The sequence below is a fragment of the Marinomonas vulgaris genome (assembly GCF_018145875.1).
In the GTDB taxonomy this organism is placed as follows: Bacteria; Pseudomonadota; Gammaproteobacteria; order Pseudomonadales; family Marinomonadaceae; genus Marinomonas; species Marinomonas vulgaris.
On record NZ_JAGSSV010000009.1, the window covers coordinates 60,239 to 84,204 of the forward strand.

The 23,966-nt window shown below is 45.8% G+C and carries 25 protein-coding genes and 9 tRNA genes; 11 read left to right on the forward strand and 23 right to left on the reverse strand.

From position 1 onward, the window contains the following. Positions 1-22: 22 nt before the first annotated feature. The 3 genes from rimM to ffh all read right to left on the reverse strand — a co-directional run bounded on the left by rimM (position 23) and on the right by ffh (position 2,392). Positions 23-568 carry a ribosome maturation factor RimM gene (gene rimM / locus J9B83_RS09110; RefSeq protein WP_211536452.1) on the reverse strand — a complete coding sequence of 182 codons (546 nt, stop codon included), beginning with the start codon at positions 566-568 and terminating at the stop codon, positions 23-25. 15 nt (positions 569-583) lie between these two features. Next, positions 584-832, reverse strand: a complete 249-nt coding sequence (gene rpsP, locus J9B83_RS09115; protein WP_012071436.1) for a 30S ribosomal protein S16 — start codon at positions 830-832, stop codon at positions 584-586. 192 nt (positions 833-1,024) lie between these two features. Then, the gene (gene ffh / locus J9B83_RS09120) at positions 1,025-2,392 is read right to left on the reverse strand and encodes a signal recognition particle protein (protein ID WP_211536453.1); all 1,368 of its coding nucleotides are present in this window, start codon (positions 2,390-2,392) and stop codon (positions 1,025-1,027) included. Positions 2,393-2,521: 129 nt separating this feature from the next. Between ffh and J9B83_RS09125 the strand changes: the two genes are divergently transcribed. The 3 genes from J9B83_RS09125 (at position 2,522) to J9B83_RS09135 (ending at position 5,182) form a co-directional block, all read left to right on the forward strand. Beyond that, positions 2,522-3,289, forward strand: coding sequence for a cytochrome C assembly family protein (locus J9B83_RS09125; protein ID WP_211536454.1), 768 nt, complete (start codon positions 2,522-2,524; stop codon positions 3,287-3,289). A gap of 83 nt (positions 3,290-3,372) precedes the next feature. Beyond that, positions 3,373-4,629 carry an HlyC/CorC family transporter gene (locus tag J9B83_RS09130; RefSeq protein WP_211536455.1) on the forward strand — a complete coding sequence of 419 codons (1,257 nt, stop codon included), beginning with the start codon at positions 3,373-3,375 and terminating at the stop codon, positions 4,627-4,629. A gap of 7 nt (positions 4,630-4,636) precedes the next feature. Next, complete coding sequence (locus J9B83_RS09135; RefSeq protein WP_211536456.1) at positions 4,637-5,182, forward strand: NUDIX hydrolase; 546 nt, start codon at positions 4,637-4,639, stop codon at positions 5,180-5,182. Between the two features lie 51 nt (positions 5,183-5,233). Here J9B83_RS09135 and J9B83_RS09140 read toward each other — a convergent pair whose 3' ends face one another. The 7 genes from J9B83_RS09140 to dinB form a co-directional block, all read right to left on the reverse strand. After that, positions 5,234-6,097, reverse strand: a complete 864-nt coding sequence (locus J9B83_RS09140) for a DUF72 domain-containing protein (RefSeq protein WP_211536457.1) — start codon at positions 6,095-6,097, stop codon at positions 5,234-5,236. Continuing rightward, on the reverse strand, positions 6,094-6,603 hold the full coding sequence (greB, locus tag J9B83_RS09145; RefSeq protein ID WP_211536458.1) for a transcription elongation factor GreB: 510 nt from the start codon (positions 6,601-6,603) through the stop codon (positions 6,094-6,096). The genes J9B83_RS09140 and greB overlap by 4 nt, the downstream gene beginning before the upstream one ends. Positions 6,604-6,728: 125 nt before the next feature. After that, positions 6,729-7,562 (reverse strand): mechanosensitive ion channel family protein, encoded by an 834-nt coding sequence (locus tag J9B83_RS09150; RefSeq protein WP_211536459.1) that lies wholly within the window; start codon positions 7,560-7,562, stop codon positions 6,729-6,731. A gap of 53 nt (positions 7,563-7,615) precedes the next feature. Next, a complete protein-coding gene (locus J9B83_RS09155) occupies positions 7,616-7,969 on the reverse strand; it encodes a hypothetical protein (protein WP_328797728.1) in 354 nt (117 codons plus the stop codon). Between the two features lie 20 nt (positions 7,970-7,989). Further along, positions 7,990-8,445, reverse strand: a complete 456-nt coding sequence (locus J9B83_RS09160; protein ID WP_211536461.1) for a DUF2489 domain-containing protein — start codon at positions 8,443-8,445, stop codon at positions 7,990-7,992. Positions 8,446-8,483: 38 nt separating this feature from the next. Further along, positions 8,484-9,152 (reverse strand): alpha/beta hydrolase, encoded by a 669-nt coding sequence (locus J9B83_RS09165; protein WP_211536462.1) that lies wholly within the window; start codon positions 9,150-9,152, stop codon positions 8,484-8,486. A gap of 107 nt (positions 9,153-9,259) precedes the next feature. Next, the gene (gene dinB, locus J9B83_RS09170) at positions 9,260-10,321 is read right to left on the reverse strand and encodes a DNA polymerase IV (RefSeq protein ID WP_211536463.1); all 1,062 of its coding nucleotides are present in this window, start codon (positions 10,319-10,321) and stop codon (positions 9,260-9,262) included. A 221-nt stretch (positions 10,322-10,542) separates the two neighbouring features. On the opposite strand from dinB, the gene J9B83_RS09175 reads away from it, so the two are divergent. From J9B83_RS09175 to J9B83_RS09200, 6 genes are all read left to right on the forward strand, one after another. Continuing rightward, on the forward strand, positions 10,543-11,169 hold the full coding sequence (locus J9B83_RS09175) for an LPP20 family lipoprotein (protein WP_211536464.1): 627 nt from the start codon (positions 10,543-10,545) through the stop codon (positions 11,167-11,169). A gap of 13 nt (positions 11,170-11,182) precedes the next feature. Then, on the forward strand, positions 11,183-12,367 hold the full coding sequence (locus J9B83_RS09180) for a flagellar assembly protein T N-terminal domain-containing protein (RefSeq protein WP_236037223.1): 1,185 nt from the start codon (positions 11,183-11,185) through the stop codon (positions 12,365-12,367). Positions 12,368-12,422: 55 nt separating this feature from the next. After that, complete coding sequence (locus tag J9B83_RS09185) at positions 12,423-12,653, forward strand: cell division protein ZapB (RefSeq protein ID WP_211536465.1); 231 nt, start codon at positions 12,423-12,425, stop codon at positions 12,651-12,653. After that, a complete protein-coding gene (locus tag J9B83_RS09190) occupies positions 12,650-13,123 on the forward strand; it encodes a hypothetical protein (protein WP_211536466.1) in 474 nt (157 codons plus the stop codon). The genes J9B83_RS09185 and J9B83_RS09190 overlap by 4 nt, the downstream gene beginning before the upstream one ends. 186 nt (positions 13,124-13,309) lie before the next feature. Next, positions 13,310-14,299, forward strand: coding sequence for a ProQ/FINO family protein (locus J9B83_RS09195; RefSeq protein ID WP_211536467.1), 990 nt, complete (start codon positions 13,310-13,312; stop codon positions 14,297-14,299). A gap of 53 nt (positions 14,300-14,352) precedes the next feature. After that, a tRNA-Tyr gene (locus tag J9B83_RS09200) sits at positions 14,353-14,436 on the forward strand. A 445-nt stretch (positions 14,437-14,881) separates the two neighbouring features. Here J9B83_RS09200 and J9B83_RS09205 read toward each other — a convergent pair. The 9 genes from J9B83_RS09205 to J9B83_RS09245 all read right to left on the reverse strand — a co-directional run bounded on the left by J9B83_RS09205 (position 14,882) and on the right by J9B83_RS09245 (position 16,765). Further along, positions 14,882-14,957 (reverse strand) — tRNA-Lys (locus J9B83_RS09205). 22 nt (positions 14,958-14,979) lie between these two features. Then, a tRNA-Pro gene (locus tag J9B83_RS09210) sits at positions 14,980-15,056 on the reverse strand. A gap of 1 nt (position 15,057) precedes the next feature. After that, positions 15,058-15,133 (reverse strand) — tRNA-Asn (locus tag J9B83_RS09215). Positions 15,134-15,164: 31 nt separating this feature from the next. Further along, positions 15,165-15,240, reverse strand: a tRNA-Lys gene (locus J9B83_RS09220). Positions 15,241-15,253: 13 nt separating this feature from the next. Further along, positions 15,254-15,329 (reverse strand) — tRNA-His (locus J9B83_RS09225). Positions 15,330-15,354: 25 nt separating this feature from the next. Then, positions 15,355-15,431, reverse strand: a tRNA-Pro gene (locus J9B83_RS09230). A 3-nt stretch (positions 15,432-15,434) separates the two neighbouring features. Then, positions 15,435-15,510, reverse strand: a tRNA-Asn gene (locus J9B83_RS09235). A 37-nt stretch (positions 15,511-15,547) separates the two neighbouring features. Further along, positions 15,548-15,638, reverse strand: a tRNA-Ser gene (locus J9B83_RS09240). A 62-nt stretch (positions 15,639-15,700) separates the two neighbouring features. Beyond that, positions 15,701-16,765: a polysaccharide deacetylase family protein gene (locus J9B83_RS09245; protein WP_211536468.1), complete on the reverse strand. Its 1,065-nt coding sequence runs from the start codon at positions 16,763-16,765 to the stop codon at positions 15,701-15,703. Positions 16,766-16,967: 202 nt separating this feature from the next. Here J9B83_RS09245 and J9B83_RS09250 point away from each other — a divergent pair, with 202 nt between their 5' ends. After that, a complete protein-coding gene (locus J9B83_RS09250; RefSeq protein ID WP_211536469.1) occupies positions 16,968-17,609 on the forward strand; it encodes a response regulator transcription factor in 642 nt (213 codons plus the stop codon). Positions 17,610-17,654: 45 nt separating this feature from the next. Here J9B83_RS09250 and J9B83_RS09255 read toward each other — a convergent pair whose 3' ends face one another. Further along, positions 17,655-18,911, reverse strand: a complete 1,257-nt coding sequence (locus J9B83_RS09255) for a sensor histidine kinase (RefSeq protein WP_211536470.1) — start codon at positions 18,909-18,911, stop codon at positions 17,655-17,657. 187 nt (positions 18,912-19,098) lie between these two features. Beyond that, the gene (locus J9B83_RS09260; protein ID WP_211536471.1) at positions 19,099-20,199 is read right to left on the reverse strand and encodes a hypothetical protein; all 1,101 of its coding nucleotides are present in this window, start codon (positions 20,197-20,199) and stop codon (positions 19,099-19,101) included. A 224-nt stretch (positions 20,200-20,423) separates the two neighbouring features. Between J9B83_RS09260 and nudC the strand changes: the two genes are divergently transcribed. Further along, positions 20,424-21,245 carry an NAD(+) diphosphatase gene (gene nudC, locus J9B83_RS09265; RefSeq protein ID WP_211536472.1) on the forward strand — a complete coding sequence of 274 codons (822 nt, stop codon included), beginning with the start codon at positions 20,424-20,426 and terminating at the stop codon, positions 21,243-21,245. A gap of 72 nt (positions 21,246-21,317) precedes the next feature. Here nudC and ppnN read toward each other — a convergent pair whose 3' ends face one another. Then, entirely contained in the window at positions 21,318-22,691 is a 1,374-nt protein-coding gene (gene ppnN, locus J9B83_RS09270; RefSeq protein WP_211536473.1) for a nucleotide 5'-monophosphate nucleosidase PpnN, read from the reverse strand. 217 nt (positions 22,692-22,908) lie between these two features. Continuing rightward, positions 22,909-23,808 (reverse strand): LysR family transcriptional regulator, encoded by a 900-nt coding sequence (locus J9B83_RS09275; RefSeq protein ID WP_211536474.1) that lies wholly within the window; start codon positions 23,806-23,808, stop codon positions 22,909-22,911. Positions 23,809-23,966: the final 158 nt, after the last annotated feature.

Here is a 23,966-nt window from a genome sequence, read left to right on the forward strand (position 1 = left end):
GTTGTGACCTCAGCTTATCTGTTTAAAATTCCGGATCCCAGTCAACTACCATTTCCTGTTGTTCTAAATCGATGTTTAAAACATAGGTTCCTGGAGCATAGGGGATCAATCGCTCTTCACGATCAAAGCTACCTTCACACGCGCGGACAACAACCACATCATTCGCACCGGTTTCCATCAGTTGAGAAACCTTCCCCAAGAGGACACCCTCTTTGGTAATTACCCTCAGACCTTCCAGCTGACTCCAGTAATAATCACCTTCATCTAATTCTGGCAATTCTGCGGCATCAATATAAATATCCATACCACAAATCTCTTTTACTTGATCTCTGTCGGTATAGCCTTTAACTGATGCGACCAAACCACGCCCTTGCAGACGGCCTTGGCTTAATTCTACGGCTTTCCACCCACTAGGAGTTTTCAACCACCAATGCTTGTAATCAAAGATTCCTTGCATTGGGTCGGTGTGTGAATATAACTTCACCCACCCTTTAACACCGTATACTGATGTAATGCGTCCAACCACAAGGGCTTGCTCAGGAGCGGCCGCTTGCTTTACTGCAGACATAGCATTACCTCAATATTAAGCGTTTTTGCTAGCATCTTTTACAAGCTGCGCAGCACGGTCAGAAAGTTGAGCGCCTTGGCTAACCCAATGATTTACGCGATCTAGATCGATGCGTAGACGTTCTTCTTGACCACGAGCAACAGGGTTAAAGAAACCCAAACGCTCGATATAACGACCATCACGTGCACGACGGCTATCAGCCACGTTCAAATGATAGAATGGGCGCTTTTTAGAGCCACCACGAGAAAGACGAATAGTTACCATATGATTGGTTCCTTATTGCTTAACGAAACACCCCTTGCCGAGTCGAATTTTTGACTCATACTACAAGAAGGCGGCATATTCTAGTCGATAAACCAGAAAAACGAAAGGGCGAATCACTCGCCCTTTCACATTAATTAGAAGTTTTTTCATTCTTCTAAGTAAAACAAGTAGATAGATCTTTCCAACAGAAGATCAGCGGCCTCCAGGGAAACCACCACCAGGCATCATGCCACCTAGACCACGCATCATCTTCTGCATTCCACCCTTAGCGGACATCTTCTTCATCATCTTTTGCATTTGCTTATGTTGTTTTAACAAACGGTTCAAATCTTGAATTTGTAACCCTGCCCCCGCTGAAATGCGTTTTTTGCGGGAGCCGTTAATCACATCAGGGTTACGACGTTCTGCCTGAGTCATGGAGTTAATCAAGGCCTCCATTTGTACAAACATCTTATCGTTCACCTTGTCTTGGATATTGCCAAGTTGACCCATGCCCGGCAACTTATCCAACATAGAGGTCATGCCTCCCATGTTTTTCATTTGTTGCAGCTGCTCTTTAAAGTCTTCTAAGTCAAAGCCTTTGCCTTTCTTCAGCTTACCGGCCAGTTTCTCAGCCTTACCTTTATCGATCTGCTGTTCAGCTTGCTCGATCAAGGACAACATGTCGCCCATACCCAAAATACGAGAGGCTAAGCGATCTGGGTGGAAAGGCTCTAGTGCGTCCGTTTTTTCACCGACCCCTAAAAACTTAATCGGCTTACCAGTAATATGTCGAACCGACAAAGCCGCACCGCCACGGGCATCACCATCGGTTTTGGTTAATACAACACCAGTCAATGGCAATACATCACCAAAGGCTTTAGCGGTATTCGCCGCATCCTGACCTGTCATGGCATCCACCACGAACAAGGTTTCAATCGGATTTACTGCGGCGTGCAAAGCCTTAATTTCGGCCATCATGTCGTCATCAATAGCAAGACGACCGGCTGTATCAACGATCAGAACATCTTTATGAGCTTTTTTCGCATAATCGATGGCATTGTTAACGATGTCTATCGGCTGTTGCGACAGATCACTTGGAATAAAGTCAACACCGACTTCACCAGCTAAGGTTTCAAGCTGCTTAATCGCTGCTGGACGATACACATCGGCACTGACTACAGATACGGATTTTTTCTCGCGTTCACGCAAGTACTTAGCCAGTTTCGCCGCGGAAGTGGTTTTACCTGCCCCTTGTAGACCCGCCAGCAAGATAACCGCAGGGCGCGCAGCGCGAAGATTCAAACCATCGTTGGCCTGTCCCATCACATTTTCAAGTTCCTGCTTAACAATTTTCAGGAAGACTTGACCAGGACTCAAGCTTTTTGACACCTCGGTGCCAATGGCGCGTTCCTTCACCGCACCGATGAAATCTTTTACAACCGGCAAGGCAACGTCGGCTTCTAACAGCGCCATACGTACTTCGCGCAACACTTCCTGTATGTTGTCTTCGGTTAATTTCGCTCGACCTCGAATACGATCAAGCGAGGAAGTTAAACGATTCGATAAATTGTCGAACATATTACCCTCAAATTTTGGTTCTAAATGGAAAAAACCTACGGTTTCAGTTTATCCAAGGTGAAATTGCCTCTATTATAACGGATAAATGATTATCGCCCTATACTTTTACCCAGCGGAACCTTTAGTTTCATGACTCAATTATCGCTTTGGCTTGCTTGTATTGCCTGTTTAGTTGCTGGCACAGCGTATTATCTGCGTCCCACACAGCGTTATACCCAATACCTTGGCGCTTTCGCCATCTCAATACACACCATTTCACTAGCGTTAGTGTTACTCAGCCGAGATGGCTTTAATTTTTTGACGATTGGTTTTTTAATCGCTCTTATTGGTAACAGCATGTTGTGGTTAAGTAATCGCGACAAAGATTTGTCTTTATTGTTAGGTGCCGCATTTCCTCTTGGCGCGATCATTATTGCGTTAAATGCCATTCAACCTTGGGACTTAACCCAGCTCCACAGCCCGTCATGGGGCACCAGCGCACACATTCTTATCGCGTCAGTCGCGTACAGCTTATTCACCGCCGCCTGTGGTGTAGGCATTTTATTGTCTATTCAGGAGTACCAACTCAAGCACCACAAGCTCAAACAACTGCTGCGCGTTCCGCCGTTGCAAGTATTAGAGCGCTTGATGTTTGAACTGATTTGGGCGGCGTTTGTGTTGCTCACTGTCACCATAGCGACAGGCTTCTATTTTATCGATGACATGTTTGCTCAACATGTCGCTCACAAGACGTTTTTCACCATTGCTTCTTGGTTTGTGTTTGCAGGGCTGCTATTAGGTCGACATTTTGCTGGCTGGCGAGGACAATTAGCTGTTAAGTTGACATTAAGCGGTTTCTTTTTACTCATGCTAGGGTATTTTGGTAGTCAAATTGCGTTACAGATTTTGCGCCATTAACACGCAAGGCCATAAAGTCTATTTGACAGTATGATCTTAAGAAACAATAATCCGACTATCTACATAATTGAGGCGATCCCTTTTTGAACGAAGTACCCTTAGGTATTCTTGGTGGAATACTTTTTTGTCTTATCTTGCTTTCTGCATTCTTTTCTAGCTCCGAAACAGGGATGTTGTCGATTAACAAATATCGATTAAAACATCTTGTGAAAAGCAAGAACCGATCTGCCATCAAAGTCAGCTCCCTTCTTGAACGACCAGACCGACTTATCGGCGTTATCTTAATCGGTAACAACTTCGTCAATATTCTTGCTTCAGCCATCGCGACCATTATAGCGGTTCGAATTTGGGGCGATGCGGGCGTGGCTATCGCTACCGCTGCCTTGACCATGATAGTGTTGATTTTCGCCGAGGTAACCCCTAAAACATTGGCGGCCATTCATCCAGAAAAGATTGCTTTTCCCGCCTCTTGGGTGCTCGCCATCTTACTGAAGGCGCTCTATCCACTCGTACTACTGGTGAACACATTGTCCAATGGCTTGCTTCGCATCATAGGAGTAAGCACCGCACAAAACAGTCAAGACACTTTGGATTCAGAAGAATTAAGAACCGTGGTCAATGAAGCCAGCGGCCTGATACCTGCCGCTCACCAAGAAATGTTGATCTCCATCTTGGATTTGGAAAAAGTCTCTGTTGAAGACATCATGATCCCACGTAACGATGTGGTTGGTATCGACATAGAAGACAGCATAGAAGAGATCATTGAGCAGATCTGCCAAAGTCGTCATACTCGTATGCCGGTATACAATGGTGAAATCAACAAGGTAATCGGCATTTTACACGCACGCCATGCGGCTATTTTCCTGCGCGATGCCTCCCCTTCTAAGGCAGCGCTCCTTAAAGCAACGGTCGAACCTTACTTTATTCCTGAAAGTACCTCGCTTAATACCGTGCTGTTAAACTTTCAAAAAGACCATCAGCAAATGGGCATTGTGGTAGACGAATACGGTGATGTTCAAGGTATTGCTGCTTTAGAAGATGTACTTGAAGAAATCGTTGGGGAGTTCACACCACCAACGCAAGACGAAGAAGAAGAGATCCAAACTCTAGATGACGGCTCGTTCCGCATCGAAGGCTCAACACACATTCGTGAAATAAACAAAACCTTAGATTGGCATTTACCGACCGACGGCCCCAAAACGCTTAATGGGCTTATCATCGAAACCTTGGAATTCATACCAGAACACCCGATTAGTTTATGGGTGGGTCACTATTTAATTGAAATTCAAGAGATCGAAGACAAGGTTGTCAAATACGCCAAACTTCAGCTTAAAAGGTAAACACACTATGAGATACTGCCCGCAATGTGGTCATGCCGTTAATATGACAACCCCTGAAGGGGACAATCGCATTCGCGCAGTATGCCCAAGTTGTGACTTTATCGACTACGACAACCCAAGAATCATCACCGGCACCATTCCCCTTTACCAAGGGAAGGTTTTGTTGTGTAAGCGCAACATTGAACCGCGCTTGGGCTTCTGGACACTGCCTGCGGGCTTCATGGAGAATCAAGAAACCACAGCGGAAGGCGCGCTTCGAGAAACACTAGAAGAAAGTGGCTCCGTCGCTGTTTGCACCCAAGCTTTCAGCATGATCAGCATTCCTCATATCAATCAAGTTCACCTGTTTTACATCGCAGAGCTTCAACGAGATGATTTTCACGCCACAGCAGAAAGTTCCGAAGTCGCGCTGTTTGATTTGCAAGACATCCCATGGGACGAGCTGGCATTTAGCAGCGTCACCACAACGCTAAAGTTTTTTATAGAAGATCACAAAACCGGCATTTACGGCTTTCATGAAGACACCATTTATTTGAACAACACCTACGAGTAGTCCATCACACTGAGCAGCTCATCACACTCGTTTTAAAGACTGCCAGTCCTGCTACCAAAGACTTGTTTGTTCTTGGCTAGCAGGCAAGACTATCTCTGACTGATAATCCGGTCGCAACCGCTGTATTTTTTGATCTAATGTTGCCGCCAGTGTTGGCGCAGCAATGTTATCTGACGAATGCACAAACACAAAAGGCGACAACCCCAAATCCAGCCATTGCACCAGCTTCGACGCCCACTGATCTAACCATACATCATTGCGCGACAAATCAGGATGACCAATAAATCGCACGACCGGATGCCGAGCCGTCGCAACAGGGTGGCAAGGCACTCGCGGTTTTTTACTTTGCGCATCAACCAAACTGTCGCAATAAGCCTCGGTAGAAAACACCGGCCGAGAATCCATGATAACTCGATTGACCTGACGCTCAGCCAACCCAGCTAAAAAACTCGTTTCAATACGACCCTTGTCAAAATACGCTAAATGCCGTACCTCGACCGACAAGGGCGTTGGCAACGACCAGCACTGACACAACGCTAGGATAGACTCTAGATAGCGTTCATCGATAGCGCCAGAAAATTGCAGCATGGTAGGCCCCAATTTGCTCACCAGCGGTTGTAAAACATCCATAAACTTAAGCCAATCTTGTTCAATTTCCCGCCACGGTCGGTCTGCCAAGCGGTGCGTGACAGTCTGTGGCGCTTTAAAACAAAATCGAAACTCAGGCACCACCGCATCGTACCAGCGCTGCAACTGTATGGGGTCAACATCGGTATAAAAAGTGCTGCCCACTTCCACACTAGAGAAAAACTCTGAGTAGCGACCAATACGCTGCGATGCTGACAGAGTGCTTGGGTACAGCCAATTCACCCACGCAGGGTGCTGCCATTGAGCCATACCATATCGAACCTTCACTGCGGCACCTCTAAATACTCCACCTTGTCGATATAATAGGTTTTTTCTCGCCCTGCCAGCACAATAACCACCTCATCACCTTCTCGTTTTTTGAGTAACGCCCTCGCCACAGGTGAATCGATGCTGATGTATCGCTCATGATGATCAAGCTCATCAGGCCCAACAATTCGATATTGTTTGCCTTCGCCGTTATCATCTTCCACCGTCACCCAAGCACCAAAAAACACCTGGGATTGATCATTTGGAAAACGATCGACCACGGTACAAGCGTCTAAGCGCTTTTCAAGATAGCGGACACGACGGTCAATTTCTCGCAACTGACGCTTGCCGTACTGGTATTCTGCGTTTTCCGAGCGATCGCCTTGCGCGGCGGCCTCGCGAACCGTATCGGTAACCGCAGGACGCTTCTCTTTCCAAAGATACTTCAGCTCTGCCAACAGACGCTGCGCCCCTTCCTGAGTAATATAGGCAGACTTAGGTGGAGCGGGCGGGCGGTATCGACTCATAGCACATCACTTTTTTAAATTGACCAGATGAAACAAAAATGCCGCCAGGTTAGCCTCCGGCGGCATTCACTTTTAAAAGCTATTACAAAAAGCTTTTTGTTAAAAAAACATTATAAAGACAACACTTAAGACTCTTGTTTGTGCACGTGAACATCCATTTGTGGATATGGAATACCAACGCCTTGCTCATCAAAGGTGTATTTGATTTTTTCTAACAAATCGGCTCGAACTGTCCAATAATCACCGGATGCCACCCAGGGACGTAAAAAGAAATTCACCGAACTGTCCGCCAACTCAGACACAGCAATCAAACACTTAGGGTCTTTTAGAATACGCTCATCGGCATTCACAATCTCTTCCATCAGTTTTTTCGCCAAGCGAATGTCTGCGTCGTAACTGATACCAATTACCAAATCCAAACGGCGAGTCGATTCACGCGAAAAGTTCACAATAGAACCATCCATAACGGAAGAGTTCGGCACTATAATCACGCGGTTATCTGGCGTTTTCAGGTAAGTATGAAACAATTCAATACGGTTAACCGTTCCCATTTGGCCGCCAGCATCGATGAAATCCCCCGAGCGAAATGGGCGCAATAAGATGATTAACACACCTGATGCGAAATTAGACAAGGAGCCTTGCAGTGCAAGACCAACAGCCAGACCCGCTGCGCCCAAAATCGCAATGAAAGACGTGGTTTCCACCCCTATCTGACCTAATGCCATCAAGGCAATACCAGCGAACATCAAGGCATAGAGAATACTAGAAGCAAAACCCGCAACAGCTTGATCAACCGATGCTTTTAGTAGGCGCTTTTCACACCATTGAGCGACCCTAGACGCGATAAATTTACCGACGAAAAAGACCACCAAACCAATAAGCAGATTGATACCGCTGTCTATTAACACCGGCACCCACTCCGAGCCTTGCTCCAGTAACGCCTCAATTTCTTCGTTCATAATTCTCAAATCCTATGCTTTATCGCTGTTAAAAAATCGCTGTTAAAACTTTATTAAGCCAAATAGTCCGATGTGTGCTGCCATTCATCGAGCAATCGCTCTAATTTCTGTCGTCCCGGTTTATCAAATATCATACAAAGACGACCTGCCACTAATTGAGTCCCTTTAACGTGATACTCATCGATGAAGATACACTCTTCTCGGAGGTTTTCTAGCGCCTCGCTGTCTCGCATCGACATACCAATAAAAGCATGCCATTCGTGCTCTGGCAAATTCCCTTGTAGCGCTTTTCTTAGCAAGCGTACACACTGGCCTTGCGTCAGCCTATAATATGGCACTTTGGATTGATGTCGAACAAAAAACACCATTAAGCCCACTAAAACCACAAAAAGGCTACCAATGGACACCAACAGCTCTAGCATATCAATTAAAAAGAATGTGCCATTAAGGCCGTTTTGGCACGTTCCAGATGCGCCAAATGCTCGGTTTCATATCGGTCCATTTCTAATCGAAATTTAATGCGTGCAGATTTGGGCAGTTCACTCCACTGTTCATGAGTGGGAATATGCATGGTTTTTTCCGTCAGCATGTAAAACGCCGATATATCTTCGTGCTGTGACAAATCTTCGCTCAATTGATCCAACAAATGCTTAATACGGATACTGGCCTCAATCCAATTTAACTCTTCTGTACCCACTACTTTAAGCAGCACACGAATGCTGTCGATTCTTTTTTGACGCTCTTCTTGAAAGCGCGCCTCACCCGCTCGAATCTTTTCTTCACGAGCTTGGTTGTGTTTTAACTGGCGCCAAATAAACCAAATGGACACCGCAATCACAACAAAAGAACCTAATAAAAACCATATAAACGCGGTAACGGACATATCACACCTTATCGATTAAAAAGACAATTACCCCAACATTAAGCCAGCTGAGTGTTAAGCCACTGAGAAATATCATCAATTTGCTCTGGACATACAGAATGCGGCATAGGGTAAGTTTTATAAGTCACCGCATAGCCTTTTTTGCGCAACAACTCTTGCGCATTCTCTGCTAATACAGGTGCCACTACAGGATCTTGTGAGCCATGATGAATCAAGATAGGCGCCTTACCATTCACGCAAGCGGTGGCGTCTGGCACATCTTCCCCTTTTACAAGATACGTAGACAAGGCCATCACCCCGGCTAGCTTGTGCGACGTTCGTAACGCCAACTGATAAGCGATCACACCCCCTTGGGAGAAACCGGCCAAAAGGATACGCTCTGACGCTATGCCAAGGTCTATTTGAGCTTGAATCAGCTGCTCAATTTGTTGACAAGACTCGTCGATGTTCGCCATATCTACCTTGCGATCCAAGGTCATTTCATAAATGTCGTACCAGGCTCGCATCGCCATGCCGCCATTAACCGTCACCGGACGCTTGGGGGCGTGGGGAAAAACGAAACGCACACTCAACGCTGGCGATAAAGACAAAGCCGGCACCAAGGATTCGAAATCGTGCCCATCTGACCCTAAACCATGCAGCCAAATCACCGCTGCATCAGGCTGTTTTCCCGTTTCAACTTGCACAGATGGCAATAAATCGATCATTTCTACTACTCCAAAAAGATAGGCTTTCGCAATGGGGCTAAGACTAGCACACTGACGATGCAGGCTCGACACCCAGCATTATTCCCAACAACAAACAGCTTAAAATCTTAGTCAAAAGGCAAAGTTAATTGCTGCGCTTTAATCGGGGTCAACCGAAACCCCACACCGATCAAACGAACCGGACGCCGTGCCCGTGCATACGCCTCGTATAAAAGCTCAACGAACACCGCATTTGAAAGCTTATTTTTGATAGGGCGCTCTATTGTCGTTTGTTTAAAATCGTCGAACTTGAGTTTCAGATAATACTTACTCAACTGAGACTCATAATGTCGACCCTTCATGCGTTTTTTCAAGTCGACCAACAAGTCTGGCAACGCCGCTTGGCATTCGGCCAATCCCTGTAAGTCTTTCGCAAACGTCCGCTCAACAGAGACACTTTTTCGCTCCCTAGACACAGTTACCGGTCGCTCATCAATTCCTAAAGCGAACTGTGACAAACGATAGGCCATGCTGCCAAATTGCTTTTGCAGCACCATGAAATCCAGCGTCTGCAAATCCGCACAAGTAAAGACATTTAACGCCGCAAGCTTTTCTTGAGCCACTCGACCGATACCGGAAATAAATTTCACCGGCACAGCCGACACAAACTCAAACTGCTTGTCTGGGGCAATCACAGTAAGACCGTCTGGCTTATCCCAGTCGCTAGCGACCTTGGCAATAAATTTATTGGTTGCTACACCAGCCGATACAGTAATACCGACCTCTTGCTCTATTCTGCGACGAATATCTTCTGCAATACGCGTCGCGCTGCCTTGAAAATCCGTGGCGTGAGTCACATCCAGATACGCTTCATCAAGAGACAAGGGTTCAATCGTGTCGGTAAATATCCGAAAAATAGCGTGCATTTGCTCAGAGGCCAGACGATATTTCGCCATATTGCCTGGTATCACCAACAAATCAGGACACAGCCGCTTTGCCATCGAAGTCGGCATAGCAGAGCGAACGCCAAATTCTCGCGCCACATAATTAGCCGTAGCGAGAACACCTCTAGCATTTGAAGGCCCACCAATGGCAATAGGAATATCTCGCAGACTGGGGTCATCACGCATTTCAATGGCCGCGTAAAAACAATCCGCATCTATGTGTATGATTTTTCGTGCTAGTGTCATAATTAGCCAAGGTAAAGAATGAGCCGCTGAAAAAGCAGGAAATTACTCAATAAGCAGGTAATATCCTATTAAAACAGAGAAAAAAGACGTTTTTACACCGCCAAACATGGACGTTCAAACACAAAATAGTTTACATTTTCGTACAGCCATTATTGATCTGTAATTAGAACGCACTCAACATCGAACAATATGGCAATGATTTTTATAATAAGGGCTCAACGATGACATCATCACTTCGTATTTTTTTAATCGCCATAGGCGCTGTCCTATTAAGCGGGTGTCAAAACCTGGCACAACAAAGTGCTACTGGAGAGCCTTGTACTTCTGTGGCGCCCTGTAATGGCAACATTGTTGGGGGTGATACATCGACCACAGCGGGTTATACGCAAACAGGTTCAGTAAATACCGTGGCTATTATTAAGCAAGAACCCATTATTGTCACGGCAACAGGATACGCCGCACTTATTACCAACAAACGCTTATCTCAATCTCAAGCACGCATCATGACATTACGCAGCTCCATGCTTGACGCTTATCGAAACCTGTCCGAGCGAGTTTACGGCTTGAAAATCGACGGTTCCAGCACCTTGAGCAACATGGTCATGCAAAACGACGAATTACGCACCTACGTCGACGCGTATTTAATTGGCGCCAAAGTTGTGTCACAACGGGAACACGAAGACGGCACCTTTGAAACCGTGGTCGAAATGGCTCTGCAAGAAAACTTTCGCCAGTGCTTAACATCATCCAGTATGCAAAATGACCCTAACTGTCAGGTTCAACCCGCTTACCGCACTATTAATGCACAAAGCGCTACCCCAACGACCAACTTCTACAGCATTGAATAAAGACACCATGCAGATGTTGCCACGCCTTATTGCGACTACCTTGTTTTTGCTGCTGCCTATTATGGGGATAGCGAAAAGTGTCGACGCTCAAGGTCAAGCCATTATTTATAACGGCGACTTGGTCGACGCTCGCTATCGAGCCACCCAACAAGCTATTAAACAAGCCGTGTTGGAGTCCAGTTCACGAGTCAACGTGAAAGATGAGCTCTACAACGGTGAGCTTGAGTCCAATTTGGATATCCGTAGCTCAGGCTATGTGCAGCAAGCTCGCATTCTATCGGAAGAGCAAAACGGTGATTTTCTTACTGTACTGGCAAGGGTTGAAGTCACACCAGATTCACAATGCAGTACAGGCCCAACCAGCTATTACAAAAAAACCGTTGGCGTCACCGGCTTTGAATTACAAGTTCCACAGCAAGCCAGATTAGGTGAACTGAGCAATATCTCTCGGGAATTACCCAAAAAACTCGCGGATGCCATTAATCAACAAGGTTATTTACGAGCGCTCACGGCCACCAATATTGCCATTTACCCTGATTTAATTAATGCCCCCTCATCCACCAACAACGACGGCTCACTCACCAACGTGACGCGCATTAGTGAGCAATTGGGCGTGCAATATATTATCAGCGGTGTTATCCGCGATATTGGCGAAGTGTATTTGCGTTTTCCTGATGACAAATATTCAGCCAGCAACGAAGATATCATTGAGAAACAAAGAAATTTCGTGGTCGACATGTACATCTACGACGGCTTTAGTGGCGCCCTTTTATTTGAGCATCGTTATAACGAAGTAGGTAATTGGGACATCTCTGATCACGCCAGAATCGGTTTTGGCAGCGCCAAATTTTGGACGGTTCACTACGGCAAAGTTGTCCAGCAAGCGTTAAAAGAAAGCGCACTGGATACCAGCGAAGAATTACGCTGCCAGCCCTTTATCGCCAATATATTTCGCACCGAAGGAAACCGAATTCACATATCGGCAGGCTCCCTCGCGGGCGTCAAACAAGGGGATAAATTTAACGTTTACCGTCGTTATGAAGTGTTTAATCAACTGCAATCAGCACAAACTCAGCTGAACAATGCCAATATCAGTGTTACAATAAAGCAAGTTCAACCAAACTTTTCAGTTGGTGAACTTGTGGTTGATTCGCATATACTTAACGTACAACAACAAGATGTCGTGATTGCCTGGTAGTTTTATATAACGTCGTCGCATTAACGGCTATTTTTATTTTTTTAGGATATACACAATGAACAACGAACTACTACACCACCTAGAACAACGCATTAACGAAGCCGTTGAAGAAATTGGCTCACTGCGTGGCCGTATTTCTGAGCTAGAAATGCAAAATTATGAATTGAGTGAAGAAAAAAATGAAATCCAGACCTCGCTTGATCAGACCAAAGAGCAGCAGTCCAATTGGGAATCCTCATTATCTCAAATGCTGAATCGCCTTAATCAAATGGATGATAAACAATGAGATCGATTCTGCTTGCAGCTTTAGTTTTCGTCAGTGCTCATGCATCGGCCGAGGGCCAAATTGCGAGCTTATTTTCGTTCGAAGCAGCGGCCGCTCGTCCAGATACAGCCGACGGCCAAAAAAACGTTACTTCCATTCTGAATACCTCCATGGAATATACTCTGCCTGAAAACATTTCCTTTCACGGCGGGTTTTCTTTTGTTATCGGAGAAACGTTCGAAAGCTCTATCACTCTAGGATCGCGCTTTTACAGCTCGACTCCAGCGTTTCAAATATTCCCAGGGATACCTATGTGGTCTTTCCTTGGGGGCGGCGTATCCTTCCTAGACGATACAGTTTTTTACCCTGAAGCGGGCTTTCGTGTTGCCACCTCTGACACTTCGCGATTGGATGTGTTTGTTAAGATCCTTAACAGCAGTAATGACACCTATGACAAGCATGTCATGCTTGGTGCTGGACTGACGTTCTAAATAACATGAAGTTATTACCTATTTTCGTTGCAAGTGCTTTAATTACAACAACGTATGTTTGGTGGCAAAACGGCAACACCATTTCTGTCACTCTGCCAAATGATGATCAGCGAAGAGAAATGATAGGCACAAACAATGCATCTATTATTCCACTGACACCATTGAACAATTGAGCTTTGTGTTTTTATGGAACAACTTATTGCTAAACTCGAAGCAAAGATTGACTGGCTAACTCAGCAGCTAAACAATGCCAACGAGGAAATACAACAATTAAAGGGCTTAAGCCCCTCCTCCACTGAGTACAGCGCCTCAATGGACCTTTTGCAACAGATGGCTGATCGCTCTAACGAAGATCAACTTCAGCTTTACATCGAAGATTCCCTTGATCTTTTAGACCTTGAGCCAACTCCTGAGCAAGCAATACAATTAGACGCCGTTGAAAACCAACTCAGTTTTGATTTATTGCACGAGCATGCTGATAGCAGCACCACAACCACGACAACAGAACAGATTGATTACATGACTACACAACAACCTGAGCTTAACGGCTTGCAAGAAGACGGCACACTTGTTGACACAACACCTGCAGATAGCACTCCTATCGACAACCAGGTTGCAGAAACACAAGACGCCAGCGAAAGCACCCCAGAGACAGCCGCGGTGATCTTGACGCCAGAACAAAAGAAACGTCAAAAGAATCAAAAAAATAATCGCCGCCTCATCAAGATGCTTGAAGACCGTTATCCGAAAGCGTTCGACTGGAATCAACCTAAGCCACTGAAAGTCGGTATTGATAAAGATATGGTGCTGGACGATGATTTCAACGCCAGCAAGCAAAAACGCGCCCTTGCCGCTTACACACGCTCTGATCGCTATAAAAAATGCCTTTTAACTGGCCAACCTCGTGTTGACCTTGAAGGGGTAGCCGTTAACAACGAACCAGCGCTGCCTGAATCCATGCTGCCAAAGAAAACTAAAATGCCGACTACTGGCCGACCAGCCAGAGAAAAGCCGACACAGCGCAGCAGTAAACCAAAACAGCGCTCACCGGAAAGAGCCAAAACAAACAACAAGCCAAAAGCAGCCAAGCCAGCGCCAAAACAAGACGATATCTATGAAAATCTATCGCCTGAAGAGCGCATGAAAGCTAAACTGGAAAAGTTGCTAAATAAATAACAAAAAGTGTTTACATAGTAATGCGGTGCGTATACCATACGTCCCGCTGCTGTGGAGGGGTTCCCGAGTGGCCAAAGGGAGCAGATTGTAAATCTGCCACGAAAGTTTCGGTGGTTCGAATCCACCTCCCTCCACCATTAATTTTTTCCTAAAATTAATGTTCAGCACAATCATTTCTCAAGATACACACCTCAGAAATTCCTACTAAAAATTTTCCAAGAGTACAAATAACATACTTTTTCTGGATAAAACCACACCTTAAACACAGACTTATCCACATATTATCAAGTTTCTATTTAGTGGACCTCATTGCCGCGCCTAGCGCAAATCACCACCAAAACCCACACCCAGCCCAACCACAGGTATTTCAGGCCGCCACCACACATACACGCCAGACAGATAGACAGACAGACAGATAGATAGATAGACAGATAGATAGATAGACAGATAGATAGACAGATAGACAGATAGACAGATAGATAGACAGATAGACAGATAGACAGATAGACAGAATTTTTAAGATTTTACAAAAAAGAAGTAAAGAAAAAATAGCAAAGAAAGGAAACAACAAGAGAGGCAAAATGGTGGGTCGTACTGGATTCGAACCAGTGACCAATTGATTAAAAGTCAACTGCTCTACCAACTGAGCTAACGACCCGCTCATATTTTTTGTGATCTAATGGTCGGAGTAGAGAGATTCGAACTCCCGACATCCTGCTCCCAAAGCAGGCGCGCTACCAGACTGCGCTATACTCCGATGGCTCCTCGAACTGGACTCGAACCAGTGACCCAATGATTAACAGTCATTTGCTCTACCAACTGAGCTATCGAGGAATGAATCAGATCAGAAATATATAGGGATAGTTGGTGGGTCGTACTGGATTCGAACCAGTGACCAATTGATTAAAAGTCAACTGCTCTACCAACTGAGCTAACGACCCAACTATCAAGTAATGGGGTGGACGATGGGGCTTGAACCCACGACCGCCGGAATCACAATCCGGAGCTCTACCAACTGAGCTACGCCCACCATTACTAGGTGACGATAAAATTAATGGTCGGAGTAGAGGGATTCGAACCCCCGACATCCTGCTCCCAAAGCAGGCGCGCTACCAGACTGCGCTATACTCCGATCTGGCTCCTCGAACTGGACTCGAACCAGTGACCCAATGATTAACAGTCATTTGCTCTACCAACTGAGCTATCGAGGAACTAATTTTATCTTGCTTACAACAACCATTTAATAAATGGCGGAGGAGGAGAGATTCGAACTCTCGGTAGGCTATTAACCTACGCCAGTTTTCAAGACTGGTGCATTAAACCGCTCTGCCACCCCTCCGTTGCGAGCGAGATGTATAATACTGATTTGAAATTTCAGTGCAACCTATTTTTTAAAAAAGTTTAACTTTTTTCGCTTACATAACCTTGCTCAGGAGCAGAACGAATCCAAACGTTGGAATACCAGTAATATTGCTGACCAGAACGATCTGGCATGGTGCAATTAATCCGACCACGGCCCACGCCAAATGGCTTGCTGGCGGTGGCGACAACGTCATTGTCAGATGCCCAATCAAGCGACGCTTTACCCTGCCCTGAGACATAACACGCCAAATCTTTCAGACGATACTGTCCGTCTTTAAAAGTAAGGCGAATGGACACGGGTTGATCTGTCGCGAAATCACCGCCCGCGTCTTCTGACAACAAAGGCATCGGCTTTGAATTCAGCTTGGTCTTTAAGGTAGACAAACTGGCATAGGGCCCAGAAGCAGGAAACCTTGGCAGATTCTCAAAATCCGAGTCGGCACTGATCACACCCGATTGCTGCCCAAACGCCATCAGACCCTTCTCTTTTACCATGTCACGAATACGATGGTTTGATTCGCCATAGGGATACGCAAGCATCTTCGGAGAATTACCAAGCTTATCGACTAAAGCCGTTTCTACCACATCCAGCTCTTGAGACATGCGCGCGAACCAAGCGTCATCGCTCTCAGTCGCTTCTTTACGCAACATATAAGGGTGGTTTTCCGTGTGGTTCGCAAACACACCGCCCACCGCCTGCATTTCTTTCATTTGCTCCCAGCTCAAAAAGCTGCGGCTATTGCGCTCTACCGGCCCAGAGTTAACAAACACAGTAAACGGGAAGTTATTGGCTTTTAGAACAGGAAAGCCCGATTGATAGATGTTGCTGTAGGCATCATCGAAGGTAATCGCCACAGCTTTTTCAGGGAGTGGCTTGTTCGCCTTCAAATCATCCAGCGCCGAGCGTAAATCCACCACCTGAAAGCCACCGCTTTGGAGGTATCCCATATGCTCGGCAAATTCTTCTGGCGTCACTGAGGTTGATCTGGGGGTCGTGTTACTCACATGATGGTATTGCAAAACAGGCAAATAATCTTGTGCCTGTATAGATGCGCTTAACAGCGCTCCTCCAACTAGGACACCAAGATAAGGTTTAGATAACATGTTACTTCCTTTAAAAAATCTATTTGCCGACATTCTACGCCATGCATCGGAAGGATGCACAATAGCATCACTATGGCGCTATGGACAAAACCACAGCAAATGACAATAAGCTGACAAACTAGCGGCAACAGCTACTTAGCGCTACTATTTAGGTTTTATTAAGAAGACTCATCTAACAAGGCAGCAAAGCAAGAGGCGTGAAATGGACAGCATTCAACCTGAAGATGATAAGTGGTTACTGATTGATGATCACACCATGTTTGCCGACGCTCTCTCCATTGTTTTATCTATCCTGCGCCCTTCACTTACTGTCGACGTCGCGACAACAGCCGACCTAGCAATAAAATACTTACAACAAACTGAGTATTCGCTCGTTATTCTTGACTTACACATACCCAAATGCGCCAGCGAAGAACTGTATTTAACCATTAAACAGACGGGCATAGACAAGATAATGGTGTGCTCTGGGGCGTTTCAGCCACAAAAAGCACTGGCATTGCGCAACCTTGGACTGCAAGGTTATATCACCAAAGAAGCTGATGCAGCTGACATTCTCTCGTTCGCCGATCGTATTACCAAGGGTGAGTCTTGGGTATGCTCTTCACTCCATCAACAACAGCTTGAACATTACGAGGGTAGCCGCACCTTACTGACTGAGCGCCAGATCCACATCCTGCAGCTACTTGAATCAGGCGCCACCACTAAGCAGGTTGCCCATCAGCTTTGCTTAAGTGAAAACACCATAAAAACTCATGTTCGCTTAATGTTTGATAAGCTCAATGTGAGTAATCGCTCACAATGTATTACCCGTGCTCGCAAACTCAACTTGCTGTCAGCTTACTGAAAAAGCCAACCCAAAAACGCTCAAAACACTTCTATTCACTGCTCTTTATTTAGAGCTACTCAAAGGTAGGGTTAAAGTAAATTCTGTCACCCATGGTGCGCCTTCCCTTTTATCACCGTTTTTTTCACAGCAGGATGTAACCGTCAGCTCAATGCCTTGTAATGAACACAAACGCTTTACAATAGATAGTCCCAGTCCCTGACCTTCCTCTTCTGCCTGTACTTGAAAGAACTCATCAAAAATACGCTTTTGATCTGCACTGGAAATACCAATCCCTGTGTCTTTTATGGACACCACAAGGTGCTGCTCAGTTTGTTCGGCGCTAACAGAAATACCACCTTGCTCTGTGTATTTGATGGCATTAGATACCAGGTTTTGCAAAATTTGTTGCAAAAACAACTCATCAAAATAGCCATTCACATCCATATTTTTTACGTTTAAAAACAACTCCTTTTGCTGGGCAACGGGCCTATATTGGTCTATCGCTTTCTCTATTACGGGCTGTAACGATGAAAGACGCATGCTTGCTGTCATTCCCTCTCCATCCAAAGCGGACAAATTCAAGAGCTTATCAAGCAGACGATTGGTATCGACCGAAGCCAATTTGGCTTTCCTAATTAAGGCTTCCGCTTGAACCGACAATGGCAAAGCCAATGCCCCTTGCAAATACATCTGAGTGGCTTGCATGGGCTGGCGTAAATCATGACTCGCCGCGGCCAAAAAACGCGTCTTATCAAGGGTGGCTTCCACCGCTTTTAATTCCGCCTCTTTATAGAGAATGCGCAATACCGTGTACTCCATCTGCTCTTTATGTGTCATTAAACTAAACACGATCAAACAAACACAGGCGACGGGGAGCATGATGGTAAGCAGCCAATATTGCTCTATTTCCAAATAATAAATTTGCCAAGTAAAACAACAAAAGACAGGCACAACAAACAAAATATATACCCAGGGATCATTGCCTTTTGTTAAAGAAGGAATTGACGCATTCAGAATTAAAACGATCACCACAGTGATAATTTCGATCTCATTTGCATTAGGAAAAAACACCAACGCCACAGAGCTGTATAAACCACCCCAGAGCAAAGCAATAAGGTAGACAACCAAGCGCCAGCGTTGATATTGAGAGTAGGAATAATCGTCACTGCACTTCAAGGCCTGACGATGAAGACTTAACATCAAAAAGGAAAAAAAACCGGTGGCCGCAGCAGCGCCATACCAACACAACATTAATGTCGCTGAATTAGCCTTGCTAAAGAAAAAAGCAATCGCCACCAGAACGAATAAAGAAAAGGGCATTCGCGAGATCATCTCCTTTATAAAAGTTTGATGAAGCTCGCGGCGCAAAGATTCTGCTAATGGATGCTCTCGAAGAAAGCGGGGGGATGACATCATCGAATAAGCGACTCTCAAGGCGTGATAAAATGGATATTCTTTTTTTATCAGCTAGCCCTTATCGAAACAAGCCTCCCGCTGAAAACGATGTTTAGAAGAGCCCTGTCTGCTGAAAAAGTGGAACACAGCTTTTTGTATCTGCCTGTATCATTGCTGCGTCTTGCTGGCTGGCAATCTGATCCAAATGGTATTCGGCCAAAGTGTAAAGTCGAGTCGCTTGATCAACGCCCTTATCACCTGGGATGAGCACACCTTTGGTAGCGCTCCATTGGCTTATTCGAGCAGTGGTTATATTAAGCACCTCTTCAATTTCATCCGCTGTCGCTTCTGTCCCTCTCATCAAACCAAACATAGCGGAAGTACAACGCATGCTAGTCGCGAGAACCTCTTCCGAATTACCTGACATCATGTCTCCTAAAGGCGTTTCCTGCATAAAGAGCGCCTCACTAGCTGCTAGGTTACTGGTGTCAATGCTCACTTCTTTTGGTCGATAAGAGACATAAGTACCGTCAAGCTTTTTCAGCGGCTGGGCATGTGAATACTCCATCGGAATAATCACCTTATATAAAGCCTCACCCTGTTGATTGGTCAGAGCACACATTGCTCTATCTCCCACTTTACCACCACTAAAGTAACGTGGTTCACGAATATAGCCGGCACAAACCGACTCCATTTCTAAATTGTTCGCCTTTAACACTTGGGCGCGAAAGTCATTGCCTCGTTTGCTATTAGAGTCATTACTGCATTCCGCCATATCCGTTCCGTGTGGACAGCGCATTTTGATCATGCGCTCTTGCACACTATTTTGATACGCCAAATCCCCCGCAGGAATGGCCTCCCCGTTACGCAAATTCACACAACTAAATGTACCTGAGTTTGTGCCGAACTCATCTTCCCAGTTTTCATCCATAAACATGGTCAAACACTGGTGCTGCTTAAGCTCTACCTGACAGGCATGACGACCGCTCGGAGACAGGGTTTCTACATTAAAGAAGCCTGTGCTTTGAGATACTTGTGCTAAGCCTTTCTTCCATTCGTAGTTGCCTTTCTCACCTACATACATTTTTTTAAAAGCACCCGCCTCTAAAGCACAAGACACACTAGCAGGGTCAAACACCTCATCATCAGCTGCTGCAGCATACAAATTGGAAGCAGACAAACCCAAAGACACAATAAATAAAGAACGCAACATTGTATAAATCCTTTAATAATTCACAAAAAACACAAATAAGAACAGATTAAGTAAAGATTAAAATGCTTTAGGCGCAAAGACTTCACCCTAAAGGGTGAAATTCTCTAGCAACAACCTGATAAACCCGCCTCACGACGATTGTCTTCCAGTTACCACTTTTCAGTTATTGCGTATTGCAGACGATCGCGTTAGCGTATTTGTTTTCGTTTTAACCGAGCAAAAGCATGTTAAACATTGGCACCCAAACACACCCTCTTCCCCATCAAGATGCGCTCTACATTCTTCTGCATCGCAACCAAGTACTGGTCGAAGTGGACAATCAATTTCTTATCCCCTTTACGCACTTCCAGCCCAATGCCAGTATGAACGCCGTTTACTGTGGCGAATGGCAAGAAGACGGCTGCGCAGCACAAGACATTTTCGTGTGTCGTTTTGAATCCGTTCCGAAGGGGTTTAGCGAAACGGGGCTGCGCGAGTTATTATTCGAACAAGATCAAGCCCATTACCTGTTGTTAAGCCGAGCCCATCAGCTTTCCACTTGGGACAGAGACCATCAGTTTTGCGGTCGATGTGGCACATCTATGCGTGAAAAACATACCAAGGAACACACCAAGATCTGTCCACGTTGTCATTTGCGCCACTACCCTAGAATTTCCCCTTGCATCATAGTGTCTATTCGCAAAGACAATCAGATACTGCTGGCACGTGGCATCAATGCGCCACAAGGCAAATTCAGTAACATCGCGGGGTTTGTCGAAGCAGGCGAAACATTAGAGCAAGCCGTAGCTCGTGAGATTCGTGAAGAAGTGGGTCTAGAAGTGACCAATATCCGCTACGTAGACAGCCAACCCTGGTCGTTCCCCCATCAACTCATGGTCGGTTTTTTCGCTGATTATGAGAGCGGAGAAATCACGCCCGCGCCTGGTGAAATAGACGAAGCCGACTGGTACTCGATAGACGACTTACCTCACACGCCTAATCTGGCTACTATTTCTGGGCAACTGATTCACCGCCATGTGGAACACATGAAAACAGACAATGGCTAATCATAGCGTCACATAACACAAAAAAAGGGCTTCACATGGAAGCCCTTTTTGATATTTTTTTATTAGGAAAACTTACTCGGTAATCACCTTGTAACAAGGCACATAGGCACTGCCAGGCAGCTTCATACGCTGTTGGCTGACAAAAGCTTGCAGTAACGCATCTAACTTCGCTAACAAGGCCTTATCGCCATGAATTTCAAACGGGCCAAATTCTTTAATGCAGGCGACTCCCTGCGCTTTTACATTACCCGCCACAATGGACGAAAAGGCACGACGTAAATCCGCCGCCAACAAGTGAGTTTCTTGACCAAAATGCAAGTTCAACTCGCGCACTCTTTCGTGAGTGGGCTCAAACGGATGTTGAAATTCCTCGGGAATGTGCAACTTCCAGTTGTAATAAAACGCATCTTGGTGGGCTTTACGGTATTGACGAACCTCTTCCATGCCCCGCTTCATCACTCGCGCCACTTCAACTTCGTCTTCAATGATGATGCGGTACTTGCTTTGCGCCTCGGCGCCTAACACATCGCCGATAAAGGCGTGAATCTGCTCGAAATATTCGGCGCTTTCTTTAGGTCCAGTAAATACTAGAGGGAAAGGCAAATCGGCATTTTTTGGGTGCAATAAAATACCCAAAATATACAAGATCTCTTCTGCCGTACCGGCACCACCGGGAAAAATCACAATACCGTGTCCGGCTCGCACAAAGGCTTCAAGACGTTTTTCGATGTCCGGCATAATCACCAATTGGTTCACAATCGGATTTGGTGATTCAGCGGCAATAATGCCCGGCTCTGTCAGCCCCAAATACACGCCATCTTTAATACGCTGCTTAGCGTGAGCAATGGTCGCACCCTTCATCGGGCCTTTCATCGCTCCAGGGCCACAACCGGTACAAATATTTAACTCACGCAGCCCAAGCTCATGACCGACTCGCTTGGTGTAATCGTATTCATAACGAGCGATAGAGTGACCGCCCCAACACACAATCAGATCGGGCTCTTGGGCGCGACGAAACACATCGGCATTACGCAGCAACTCAAACACCACGTTGGTTAACTTATCAGAACTGGCGTCTTCTAAACTGCCCGCCAAGCTGCATTCGTGCTGGGTAAAAATGATGTCGCGCAACACACTGAACAGCATTTCGCGTACGCTACTGATCATCTTGCCGTCAACAAAGGCGCTGCCAGGGGCGTTTTTTAGCGCCAGTTTGACCCCACGCTCTTGCTGCACAATACGAATATCAAAATCTTTAAATTCTTCCGCGGCCGCTTGCGGATCATCAGAATCACTGCCGCAGTTCAAAATAGCCAAAGCACAACGATGAAATAAATCGTGAAACGGGCCAGACTCTTCTGATAAACGCGCCATTTCGTCTTGCGATAACATTTCCAACGCACCCTTTGGTGCGACTAACGCATCTACGCGATCTTCATTCTGCATGATCGCCCTCCTCTTGCTGTCTATTAAAAAGTATCATTTTTACATAGTGGTGCTAGCTTGTTGTTTTATCAAGTATTACACGCGCTTTACTCGACCTTTTCACACTGTGATTTATATCGATGGCATTGCATCTGACAGGCTTTATTTCGCTCTCAGTGCTTGATCATAGTGCGACTTCATTTCAGTTAAACGACAGCGAATTGGTGAAATTTACAGGTTACAACTTAACGTCGTAAGTGGTCATGGCGGTCTTGATCAAATCGAGCACGGATTGTACCGCGAACTTACGCGGCACAGTGATGGCATAAAAGCTTTCAAATGCCTGCGGGATACTCTCGTAATCTTGCAATTGCTGCGACTGAATTTCGTCTTTTACTACCACGGTCGGCAGCACCGACAAATAGCCACTGTCCCTTGCCAACAAGCGCAACATGGCCATGTCGTCCACCTCCGCCTTTATATCTGGCTGATATTGATGCGTGGCGCAAAACGACTCAAACGCCGATCGAATATCGGTGTTCTTGCCTGGCACTATCCACTTTTTGTCCCGATAACCCTCAGGAAAAGGCAAATCGGGCTTTTGCCCGTAAGGCCCAATAATCGCCACCGCTTGGCGCGCCACCAGCTGATTTTGCCAGCTAGTGTCTTTGCTCTCGCTCAAAATAGGTCGATTCGTCAGTGCCAAATCCAGTTCATGGTTCACCAAGCCATTGAGCAAATCGGTAATGCCGCGAGACGACAAGGAAAAACTCACATGCTCACTTTGCAACAAGGGCTCAATAAAACTCTCAATGAAGTTTCTCGACAAGTTACTCTGCACCCCCAAGGTAATGTGCTGTCCCTGTGCCACCGTGTCTTTTTGCAAAAAGTTTTCCAGCTCTTCACCAGTATTGAAAATATCTTGCGCGTAAGCCAACACCCGCCGACCCACATCGGTCAACACCAACTTGCGCCCTTGGCGTACAAACAAGGCCACATCCAAACTGCTTTCTAGCTGCTTAATCTGCGCCGACAGGGCCGATTGAGAAATGTGTAACTGCTCAGCGGCCTCGGTCAAACTGGGGCTTTTTGCCACCTGCCAGAAATAATACAAGTGGTGGTAATTTAACCGGCTCATAAAGCACTCCTTTAAAGCTCTTACCAAACATACATAAAAAAGAACGTTATCTTTCAATATATGTATTTTTATTAACAAAAGAAAGACTTCATACTCGCCCTATTGTTACCACTTACTCATTATTTCTTTTTAGTGCTTCTTTTAAGAGCTTGCCTGGG